8 protein-coding genes are annotated in these 10,821 nt (G+C 69.0%); 6 read left to right on the forward strand and 2 right to left on the reverse strand.

Features of this window, described 5'->3' with window-relative positions:
• The 3 genes from MLY01S_RS11055 to hutH form a co-directional block, all read left to right on the forward strand.
• Window positions 1–842 (forward strand): YjiH family protein (locus MLY01S_RS11055; RefSeq protein ID WP_169795149.1); only part of this gene is annotated, 842 nt, incomplete at its 5' end.
• A 55-nt stretch (window positions 843–897) separates the two neighbouring features.
• The gene (gene hutI / locus MLY01S_RS11060; RefSeq protein ID WP_067192074.1) at window positions 898–2,103 is read left to right on the forward strand and encodes an imidazolonepropionase; all 1,206 of its coding nucleotides are present in this window, start codon (window positions 898–900) and stop codon (window positions 2,101–2,103) included.
• 119 nt (window positions 2,104–2,222) lie between these two features.
• Window positions 2,223–3,839 (forward strand): histidine ammonia-lyase, encoded by a 1,617-nt coding sequence (gene hutH, locus MLY01S_RS11065; RefSeq protein ID WP_067192077.1) that lies wholly within the window; start codon window positions 2,223–2,225, stop codon window positions 3,837–3,839.
• Window positions 3,840–3,950: 111 nt separating this feature from the next.
• Here hutH and MLY01S_RS11070 read toward each other — a convergent pair whose 3' ends face one another.
• Together MLY01S_RS11070 and MLY01S_RS11075 are read right to left on the reverse strand one after the other, a co-directional pair.
• Complete coding sequence (locus MLY01S_RS11070; protein WP_245232113.1) at window positions 3,951–4,475, reverse strand: PIN domain-containing protein; 525 nt, start codon at window positions 4,473–4,475, stop codon at window positions 3,951–3,953.
• A gap of 11 nt (window positions 4,476–4,486) precedes the next feature.
• Entirely contained in the window at window positions 4,487–5,599 is a 1,113-nt protein-coding gene (locus MLY01S_RS11075) for a helix-turn-helix domain-containing protein (protein WP_082740134.1), read from the reverse strand.
• A gap of 59 nt (window positions 5,600–5,658) precedes the next feature.
• Here MLY01S_RS11075 and MLY01S_RS11080 point away from each other — a divergent pair, with 59 nt between their 5' ends.
• From MLY01S_RS11080 to MLY01S_RS11085, 3 genes are all read left to right on the forward strand, one after another.
• Window positions 5,659–7,128, forward strand: a complete 1,470-nt coding sequence (locus MLY01S_RS11080) for a type I restriction-modification system subunit M (protein WP_067192083.1) — start codon at window positions 5,659–5,661, stop codon at window positions 7,126–7,128.
• Window positions 7,125–8,252 carry a restriction endonuclease subunit S gene (locus tag MLY01S_RS12230; protein ID WP_082740135.1) on the forward strand — a complete coding sequence of 376 codons (1,128 nt, stop codon included), beginning with the start codon at window positions 7,125–7,127 and terminating at the stop codon, window positions 8,250–8,252. The genes MLY01S_RS11080 and MLY01S_RS12230 overlap by 4 nt, the downstream gene beginning before the upstream one ends.
• A 55-nt stretch (window positions 8,253–8,307) precedes the next feature.
• Window positions 8,308–10,821 (forward strand): DEAD/DEAH box helicase family protein (locus MLY01S_RS11085; RefSeq protein ID WP_067192085.1); only part of this gene is annotated, 2,514 nt, incomplete at its 3' end.

Raw genomic sequence — 10,821 nt, forward strand, 5'->3', positions numbered from 1 at the left:
GGGTGCCCGGCCGCTCCGCGGTGGACGCCGTCGCCTCCTTCGTGGGCTCCTACGCGCTGGGCCTGCTGCTGACCAACCGCATGTACCGCGGGGGCCGCTACACGGCCAAGGAGGGCGCCATCATCGCGGTGGGCTTCTCCACGGTCTCGGCCACCTTCATGGTGATCGTCGCCCGCACGCTGGACCTGATGGGCGTGTGGCTCTGGTACTTCGTGGGCACCCTCGTGGTGACGTTCGCCGTGACCGCGCTGGTGGTGCGCCTGCCGCCGCTGAGCCGCATCCCGGACGAGGTCTACCCCGGAGCGGAGCCACGCCCGGAGCAGCCGGTGACCCATGACCGCTTCGCCGTGGCCCGCCGCGCCGCCGAGCAGACCCTGGCCGAGGCACCGTCACTGCCGAAGAACATCTGGATCAACTTCCGTGACGGCCTGGTGATGGTCATGCAGATCCTGCCGTCCATCATGTCCGTGGGCCTGATCGCGCTGGTGCTGGCCACCTACACTCCGGTGTTCACCTGGGTGGGCCTGGTGTTCTGGCCGTTCTTCTGGATCCTCGGCTTCTCCGATCCGTCGCTGATGGCCACCGCCGCGGCGACCTCGATCGCCGAGATGTTCATCCCGGCCACCCTGCTGGCCGGCAGCGACGACCTCGTGGCCCGCTTCGTGATCGGCGTCGTCTGCGTCTCCGCGATCATCTTCTTCTCCGCCGTGGTCCCTGCCATCCTGGCCACGGACCTGCCGATCAAGCTGTGGCACCTGGTGGTCATCTGGGCCGAGCGCGTGATCCTCACGATCCTGCTCGCCACCCCGCTGGCCCACCTGGTGGCGGCCGTCGCGGTCTGACCGCCGGCCACACCGACCGACGCACGCCCCTGCCCCCTCACCCGGAAGGACCCGCATGACCTCCCACCTGATCACCGACATCGGCGAGCTCACCTGCGTGGACGCCGAGTCCCGCGTGCTGCACGACGCCGCCGTGGTGGTGGAGGACGGCACGATCGCCTGGATCGGCGCCGCCGCCGACGCCCCGGAGGCGGACGGACGCACCTGCGCCGAGGGCCGGGCCGTGCTGCCCGGCTGGGTGGACCCCCACACCCACCTCGTCTTCGACGGGGACCGCTCCGCCGAGTTCGAGGCCCGCATGGCCGGTGAGTCCTACGCCGCCGGCGGCATCGGGGTGACCACCGAGGCCACCCGTGCCGCCTCGGACGAGCGCCTGGCCGAGCTGGTCCGCGGCCGGGTGGCCGACGCGGTGGCCGGAGGAACCACCTACCTGGAGACCAAGACCGGCTACGGGCTCACCGTGGAGGAGGAAGCGCGCCACGCGCGCCTGCTGGCCGGACTGCGCGCGGAGGGCCTCGTGGACGAGGTGACCTTCCTCGGTGCCCACCTCGTCCCCGCGGGACGGCAGGCGGAGGACTACCTCGACGACGTCGTCGGGCCCATGCTCGAGGCCGTGCGGGAGCACGTCGACTGGGTGGACGTGTTCTGCGACCGCGGTGCCTTCGACGGCGACCAGACTCGGCGAGTGTTCGAGGCCGGCCGTGCCGCCGGGCTGGGGCTGCGCCTGCACGGCAACCAGATCGAACACGGGCCCGGCGTCGCCGTGGCCGTGGAGTACGGTGCGGCCTCGGTGGACCACGTCAACCACCTCACAGACGAGGACGTCGCCGCCCTGGCCTCCACCTGGGCCGGCTGGGACGCGGCCGCCCGCGCCGGCGAGCCCGGCACCGTGGCCGGGTGCCTGCCCGCCTGCGACCTGTCCACGCGTGCCCCGCTGGCGCCGGGCCGAGAGCTGCTGGACGCCGGTGTGCCGATCGCCCTGGCCTCCAACTGCAACCCGGGCACCAGCTACACCACCAGCCAGAACTTCAACGTGGGCACCGCCGTGCTGCAGATGCACCTGACCCTGGCCGAGGCCATCGAGGCGGCCACCTACGGCGGAGCGCTGGCGCTGCGGGCCCAGGATCGGGTCGGGAGCATCGAGGTGGGCAAGCGCGCCGACCTGCACATGCTGGACGCGCCCGCCGCCATTCACCTGGCCTACCGCCCCGGCATGCCCCTGACCCACGCGGTCTGGCGCGCGGGCCGTCGCGTGGCCTGACAGCCTCCACCGCGTACGATCACAGCCGGGGCCACCCACCCGTCCGCATGCGAGGCCGCACGCACCCGTCCGGAGCCGGCCTCTCCCTCCGAAACCCCCTGACCCGAGGAGTGCACCGCATGACCACCACCACTGCCGCCAGCGTCACGCTCGGCACGTCCGGCGCCACCCTGGACGACGTCCTCGCCGTGGCCCGCCACGATGCCCGCGTGGTGCTCGCCGACGACGTGCTCGAGACCGTCGGCGCGGTGCGCCGCCACGTCGAAGCGCTGGCCGAGGCCGAGACCCCCACCTACGGCGTCTCCACCGGCTTCGGCGCGCTCGCGGACAAGCACATCCCGCTCGAGTCCCGCGCGCAGCTGCAGAAGTCCCTGATCCGCTCCCACGCCGCCGGCATGGGCCCGGTGGTGGAGCGCGAGGTCGTGCGCGCGCTGATGTTCCTGCGCGCCACCACGCTGGCCTCCGGGCGCACGGGTGTGCGCCCCGTGGTGGTCGAGACGTTCGTGGCCATGCTCAACGCGGGCATCACCCCCGCCGTGCGCGAGTTCGGCTCGCTGGGCTGCTCCGGCGACCTCGCCCCGCTCTCCCACGTGGCCCTGGCGCTGATGGGCGAGGGCGACGTCGTCGGGACGGACGGTGAGCTGCGTCCGGCCGGCGAGGCGCTCGCCGAGGCCGGGATCGAGCCGGTGGAGCTGCGGGAGAAGGAGGGCCTGGCCCTGGTCAACGGCACCGAGGGCATGCTCGGCATGCTGATCATGGCGATGGCCGACCTCGAGGAGCTCGCCGACACCGTGGACCTCACCGCCGCGATGTCCGTGGAGGCGCTGCTCGGCACCGACCGCGTGTTCGTGCCGGAGCTGCACCTGCCGCTGCGCCCCCACCCGGGCCAGGCGAGGTCCGCGGACCGGATGCTGAAGATCCTGGCGGGTTCGCCGATCGTGGCCTCGCACCGCGAAGGCGACTCCCGCGTGCAGGACGCCTACTCGCTGCGCTGCGCCCCGCAGGTGGCCGGCGGCCTGCGCGACACCCTCGCGTACGTGCGCACCGTGGCCGAGCGCGAGCTCGCCGCGACCGTGGACAACCCGGTGGTGCTCGACGACGGCCGGGTGAGCTCGAACGGCAACTTCCACGGGGCGCCCGTGGCCTATGTGCTGGACTTCCTGGCCATCCCGGTGGCGGATGTGGCGAGCATGTCCGAGCGCCGCACCGACCGCATGCTGGACCCGGCCCGCTCGCACGGGCTGCCCGCGTTCCTGGTGGACGACCCGGGCGTGGACTCCGGCATGATGATCGCCCAGTACACGCAGGCCGGGCTCGTCTCGGATATGAAGCGCCTGGCCGTGCCGGCGTCCGTGGACTCCATCCCGTCCTCGGCGATGCAGGAGGACCACGTCTCCATGGGCTGGCACGCCGCCCGCAAGCTGCGCTCAGCCGTGGAGAACTTCCGCCGTGTGCTCGCCGTGGAGCTCGTGGCCGCCGCCCGCGCGATCGAGCTGCGCGCCCCGCTGCAGCCGGCCGCCGCGACCGGCGCCGCCGTCCGTGTGCTCCGTGACGCCGGCGTCCCCGGCCCCGGCCCGGATGAGTACATGGCCCCGCAGCTGGCCGCCGCCGAGCAGGCCCTGCGCGACGGGTCCGTGCTGGCCGCCGTGGCGGAGGCCCTCGCGGGCGTGTCCGCCGAGGCCGAGCCGCAGGACCTGGCCGAGGAGTCCGCGGGCGCCGAGGCCGAGGGGCACTGAGGGGGCAGAAAGCCCCGTCTCTCGCGTTGTGCTCACGACTCGCCGTCTGCCATTCGGGCGCGCGGCGAGTCGTGAACACAACAGGGGGTGGGAAAGTGGGCTAGCGCGTCATCACGTGAGCAGCCCGTTCTCGGCAGCCCACTGCCGGAACCCGCCTGGACCGAAGGGGAGTCGGTACTCACTCGCCAGGAGATCGTCGGCGAGGCTCTCGACCAGGAAGACGGTCAGCTTGTCCGCACGGATCGCCTCGCAAAGGAGCCCGAGGGTACCCGTGCAGTCAAGCTTCTCGTTCTTGGCCAACACGCGGGGTACGTTGTCGTCGATCACGATGCGATGTCCACGTGTTCGGCCGAGCGCGAGGACCCCGCATTCGCCCCGATTCCTTCCGCCGTCCACGAGGTGCTCCTCGTACCGGGCGAACGCGGCCAGGTATTCCAGGTCGTCGCTGCGGTCCACCGTGATCCAGTCGGCGTCGAGGATCTGGCGGAGCGCAGCATGCTGATGCTGCTGGTCCTTGATCTCCCGCTCCACGCTCTCCGGGATCACGATGCGCCCGCCGGTCAAGAACTTGAGCACGCCGAGCCACCCGTTCAGGGTGAAATGACGCAGTGGCCCCGTGTCGAACACGTGGGTCACCGGGCCTTCCGTCACGAGACGTACTCCCAGATCTCCTGCTCTTGGCGCGGGGGAAGCTCGGGGAGGTCCGCATCTGTGAAAGTGCCGCCGAGGAGTCCGAGCGCACGGTCGCGCGAGATCTTCTCGGCCTCGAAGAGTGCCAGGACGTGTTTCTGATAGGTCCGGGGCTGTGTGAGGCCCTCCAGCTCATGGGAGGGGTAGAGGTCGTGCGTGACGATGTCCGTCTGCGTGGTCTGCACGGCGCGGATGTCATTCGCCGTCGAGGCGTCCACGAGGTCGAGGTCCTGAAGCCGGCGCGCCAAAGTCGACATGTCGACGAGGTAGGACCCCGCAATCGTCACAGCGGCCGTGCGGGTGCCGTTCGCGGTCACGGCACGCGGCCAGACTGACGCCATGGCGGTGGCCGGCAGGAGGAAGGCTCGAGCGAACCGATCGATGCGCCCCTCGATGTCCGGGCCGGTGTGGGCGGTGCGCCAGTCCACGGTGTACTCGTCCGCGAGGAGGTAGTGCCCGAATTCGTGGACCGCGGAAAGGCGGCGCCGTCCGACTTTCGGCGCGGAATTCACGATGGCCACCCCGCCTTCTTCCAGAAGGACGGACCCCGCATCGGCGGCGTCAGCTCCGAAGTCCTGCGAGAACAGGAGCAGACCCGCGGTGGCCAGGTGATCCTGGAGATTCTTGGCCGGCTCATCCGGACCGTATCCTGCCTCCGCGCGGGCGCGGGCGGCCATGCCCTCCACGGCCTCCGTAGACGTGGGAGGCTCCCACGGCTCCCGCGTGGCGAGGCCCTGGATGGGACGCAGGCCGTGCAGGAACTCGACGGCGGCAGCCAGCTCGGTCAGCAGGTGGTCCACGGCGGACTCGGTGGCGTCCAACCCCTGGGCGGAGCGATGGGAGACGATCGACGGGGCAGGGTCAGTGAAGAACGACTGCATCCGGGCCTGCAACGCGTCCGCGATCGCTGCCAGCTCGAGGGCGGTGACCTTGCGCTGGCCGCCCTCGATCCGATTGACCATGGTCCGGTCGAGTCCTACAGCCTCGGCCAGCGCCTGTTGCGAGAGTCCGCGGCGCTCTCGGGCGGCACGCAGACGTGATCCGAGGGCTTGAGCGGTAGTGAGAGCCATGTGTGCGATTCTCGCACACCACGGATGGCCACGGAACCCCGGTGCCCTACGCTGTTCGGGTGATCACCGGAGACCTCAAGACCAAGGTGGACCGCGTCTGGAACACGTTCTGGACGGGCGGCATTTCGAATCCCCTGGAGGTCATCGAGCAGATGACCTACCTGCTGTTCCTGCGCCGGCTAGACGAGCTGCATACCGCCCAGGAGAAGCGCGCCGCCTTTATGAATGGGCCCATCGAGGACCCGAAGTTCACGCCGGAGCAGGATCACCTACGCTGGTCTCGCTTCAGGGAGCTGGACCCGGACACCATGTTTCTCACGGTGTCCGACGCGGTGTTCCCGTTCCTGCGGGAGTACGGCCGCCAGGTGGGCGGGGAGGACTCCACGTACTCGGCGCACATGAAAGACGCCCGCTTCACCATCCCCAACGCGGGCCTGCTGGCCACGGTGGTGGACCTGGTGGACCAGCTTCCCATGGCGGACCGGGACACGAACGGGGACCTTTACGAGTACCTGCTCTCCAAGCTGGCCTCCTCCGGCGTGAACGGCCAGTTCCGCACCCCACGGCACATCATCGACCTGATGGTGCGGATGGTGGCGCCGACGCCGGCGGACGAGATCTGCGATCCGGCGTGCGGCACCGCGGGCTTCCTGGTGGAGGCGTCCGAGTTCATCCGGGAGGCACATCCGCAGGCGCTGGTGGACGACCAGCAGCGGGAGCACTTCCACCGCTCCATGTTCCACGGCTACGACTTCGACTCCACGATGCTGCGGATCGGCTCCATGAACATGCTGCTGCACGGCGTGGAGTCCCCCGACATCCGCTACCGGGACTCGCTCTCCGAGGGGGCCGCCGGGGACTCGGAGAAGTACACGCTGATCCTGGCGAATCCCCCGTTCACGGGCTCTCTGGACTATGACTCCACGGCGGCGGACCTTCAGCGTGTGGTGAAGACCAAGAAGACCGAGCTGCTGTTCATGGCCCTGTTCCTGCGGCTGCTCAAGCCCGGTGGCCGGGCGGCGGTGATCGTGCCGGACGGCGTGCTCTTCGGCTCCACCAAGGCGCACAAGGAGATCCGGCGGATCCTGGTGGAGGAGCACCTGCTGGAGGCGGTGGTGAAGCTCCCCTCCGGTGTGTTCAAGCCGTACGCGGGGGTCTCGACGGCAGTGCTCTTCTTCACGAAGACGGGCACCGGGGGCACGGAAGACGTGTGGTTCTACGATGTCCGTGCGGACGGGTTCTCTCTGGACGACAAGCGGAACCCGGTGGCGGACAACGATCTGCCGGACGTGCTCCGGCGGTGGCGGAGCCGCGACGAGGAAGCGGGCCGGGCCCGCACGGACCAGTCCTTCCTGGTGCCCAAGCAGGAGATCGTGGACAACGACTACGACCTCTCCCTGAACCGGTACAAGGAGATCGAGGTGGAGGAGGTCGAACACCGGGACCCGCTGGAGATCATCGCGGAACTGGAACAGCTCGACGACGAGATCCGCGCGGGCCTGGCCGAGCTCAAGGAGATGTTGCGGTGAAGCCCGGCTGGACGACGGTGGCCTTAGGAGACGTGGCGGAGGTCGTCATGGGGCAGGCACCCCCCGGGTCGAGCTACAACTCATCGGGGGAGGGTCTCGGACTGATCGCTGGTGCCGGAGATTTCAAAGGCGGGCAGATTGTCCCGTCGAAGTTCACGTCAGCTCCAGGGAAAATCTCCAGAGTGGGGGACATTGTCCTGAGTATCAGGGCGTCCATCGGGGCGAAAGTGGTAGCCGATGACAAGTATTGCCTAGGACGAGGTGTGGCCGGCATCCGGGCGACCCAGGCCATCGACACGCGATACCTGTGGCATGTGATGTCATGGGTGGAACCGGACCTTCGTTCCAAGGGGCGAGGAGCCACGTTCCTCCAGGTCAATCGCAAAGATGTAGCGGGTTTGCTACTCCCTCTCCCGCCGCTTGACGAGCAACGCCGCATTGCCGCGATTCTTGACGTTGCCAAGAGGGTCATCGCTTCCATGGGCAAGTCGGCGGTTGCGGAGGGTGCCGTCCGGGATTCCGCTCTTAGGACACTGATCAGCAACTCTACTGCCACCGTTGCCCTGGGTGATCAGCTGGATTTCCTTACTAGTGGTCCGCGCGGGTGGGGGAAATTTACGACGCCAGATGGATTTCCTTTCATTCGTATTCAAAATATCGGCAGGGGGCGGATTGAGCTTGATGGATTGGCTCGAGTGACCCCACCGGAGGGGGCTGAAGAGAGGCGCGTTCGTGTTCAGCGGGATGATGTCTTGCTAAGCATCACGGCGGATCTCGGGCGAGCTGGGATCGTTCGGGATGAACTCATTGATGGGTATATTAGTCAGCACCTGGCGATATTGCGCACGCGGTCACTTGACCCGCACTTCCTCGCAGCGTTTCTGGAGTCTCCCGAAGGCGTGCGTCAAATGCGGGGTGCGAATCGAGGTCAGACAAAAGATGGGCTGAATTTCGACGCAATTCGCGGGCTGAGAATACCGGTCATCTCGACGGAGAAGCAAAGTGAATTTCGGCGTTTTTGTGAGCAGGTCGAAGAACTGCGAGTACGGCGGTCAGCTCGGCAACATCGTGCTCGGGGCCTCTTCGCCTCCCTCCAGTCCCGTGCCTTCCGGGGCGAACTCTGAGAAACTGAGCATCGCCTGGGATGAGGCGGGACACGAACGGGAAAGGGTCACGGCCATGAGCAGCAACTTCGACTTCCTGGCCACCGTGTGGCCGAAGGTCTTCGAGAACGCCTCGCGTGCGGAGTCCTACCTGCACACGGATCCCCGCTCGGCCTGCTTCTACGCCCGGCGCACCGCAGAACTCGTGGTCGAGGGCATCTACCGGCTCCGGGGCCTCCCCGAGCCCTATAAGGCCGACCTCGCGGCCCGGATCAACGCGGACGCCTTCCTGCACGAGGCGGAGCCGCGGATCGTGAGCAAGCTGAACGTGATCCGGCAGCGCGGCAACGATGCCGTGCACCAGCTCAAGGAGGTCGACCCGCGCACGGCCGCCTTCGTTCTCGAGGAGCTCCACCACGTGCTCCTATGGGCCGCCTTCCGGCACTCCACCGCCGCCGCATCGCTGGACATGCAGGCCCGCTTTGACCCCTCCCTCGCACCTCAGGCTGCCCCGCTCACCCTGGACGAGGTGGTCCGGCTCAATGCCCTCTTCGAGCAGAAGGACGCCGAGGCCGCAGCGGCACTCGCCGCTTCCGAACAGGCCCGCGAGGACCTCGAGGCCGAGCTCGCCGCCGCCCGTCAGGCGCTGGCCGAGGCCAAGGCCGCGCGGTCCGCCGCCGCCGTCGACCCACGCGACTACACCGAGAACCAGACCCGCGACCTCTTCATCGACCAGCTGCTCAACGAGGCCGGCTGGCCGCTCTCCAGTCCCCGCGACCGGGAGTTCCCCGTCACAGGAATGCCCACCCCCACCGGGGACGGGTACGTGGACTACGTGCTGTGGGGCGCCGACGGCCTTCCCCTTGCCCTCGTCGAGGCCAAGCGGACCACCGCCAGCGTGCAGCTCGGCCAGGACCAGGCCGCGCGCTACGCCGACGCCCTCCAGGCGCGCTTCGGCCGCCGCCCCGTGATCTTCTACACCAACGGCGTGGAGCACTACCTCTGGGACGACGCAGCCGGCTACCCGCCCCGCCAGGTGCGCGGTTTCTACACATGCAGCCAGCTCGAGACCCTCATCCGCCGACGCCACGTGCGCCGGCCGCTCGCCCAGACCCCCGTCAACGCGGAGATCGCCGGGCGCCCCTACCAGGAGCGGGCCATCCGAGCCATCGGCGAAGCCTTCGAGAACAAGCGCCGCGCCGCGCTGCTGGTCATGGCCACCGGCACCGGGAAGACGCGCACCGCCGTCGCCCTCGTCGACCAGCTCGCCCGCGCCGGCTGGGTCAAACGGGTGTTGTTCCTCGCCGACCGCACCACGCTGGTGAAGCAGGCCGCCGACGCCTTCGTGGAGAACGGCTTCGAGGGGACCACCGTCAACCTCCTCAAGAACCGCCACGGGGAGGGCCGGGTCTACGCGTCTACGTACCCCACCATGCTCAACCTCATCCAGGAGTCGAACCGGGAGGGCGCTCGCTTCGGCCCCGGCTACTTCGACCTGGTGATCGTGGACGAGGCCCACCGCTCCGTGTACGCGAAGTACGGCGAGATCTTTCGCCACTTCGACGCCCTCCTCGTCGGCCTCACGGCCACGCCCAAGGACGAGATCGACCGGAACACCTACGCACTCTTCGGGCTCGAGGCGGGGGTCCCCACGGACGCCTACAGCCTCGAGGAGGCCGTGGCGGACGGGTACCTGGTGCCCCCGCACGGCGTCTCCGTGGGCACGGGCTTCCTCCGCGAGGGCATCCGGTACGACGACCTCCCGGACGAGGAGCAGGAGGTCTGGGACGCGCTGGACTGGGGCGAGGACGGGGAGATCCCCGAGGAAGTGACCAGCGAGGAGATCAACCGCTTCCTCTTCAACGCGGACACCGTGGACCAGGTCCTCGGCGTGCTCATGGAGCACGGCCACAAGGTGGCCGACGGCGAGCGGATCGGCAAGACCATCGTCTTCGCCAAGAACCAGGCCCACGCGGACTTCATCAAGGAGCGCTTCGACGCCCAGTGGCCCGAGCTCGGCGGCACGCACGCCCAGGTCATCACCCACGGCAGCCGCTACGCGGAGACCCTGATCGACGAGTTCAAGACGCCGAGCAAGGCGCCGCACATCGCCATCAGCGTGGACATGCTGGACACCGGCGTGGACGTACCCGACGTGGTGAACCTCGTGTTCTTCAAGCTCCTGCGCTCGAAGACCAAGTTCTGGCAGATGATCGGCCGCGGCACCCGCCTGCGCCCGGACCTCTACGGGCCGGGGCGGGACAAGGAGGACTTCCTGGTCTTCGACGTCTGCCAGAACCTCGAGTTCTTCAACCAAGACCTTCCCGAGTCCGCCGGCTCCACGCAGAAGTCCCTCAGCCAACGGCTCTTCGAGGACCGCCTCGAGCTCGTCGTCGCTCTCGACGAGGGGAGCGCCGGCGCGGAGACGGGCGACGATGCCGCGCAGGAAGGCCACCCGGTGCGGAAGGCGGCCGCAGACGAACTCCGCGACGCCGTGCGCCGCTTGACGCTCGACAACGTGCTGGTGCGCCCGCACCGTCGCGAGCTGGAGGAGTTCCAGCAGGACGACGCCTGGGCCCGGCTCAGCAGG

It is taken from the genome of Micrococcus lylae NBRC 15355, assembly GCF_001570885.1.
Taxonomy (GTDB): domain Bacteria; phylum Actinomycetota; class Actinomycetes; order Actinomycetales; family Micrococcaceae; genus Micrococcus; species Micrococcus lylae.

Coding starts and splice junctions, on each gene's coding strand:
- hutI (WP_067192074.1), top strand. CDS start 898: ATGACCTCCCACCTGATCACCGACATCGGCGAGCTCACCTGCGTGGAC.
- hutH (WP_067192077.1), top strand. CDS start 2,223: ATGACCACCACCACTGCCGCCAGCGTCACGCTCGGCACGTCCGGCGCC.
- MLY01S_RS11075 (WP_082740134.1), bottom strand. CDS start 5,599: ATGGCTCTCACTACCGCTCAAGCCCTCGGATCACGTCTGCGTGCCGCC.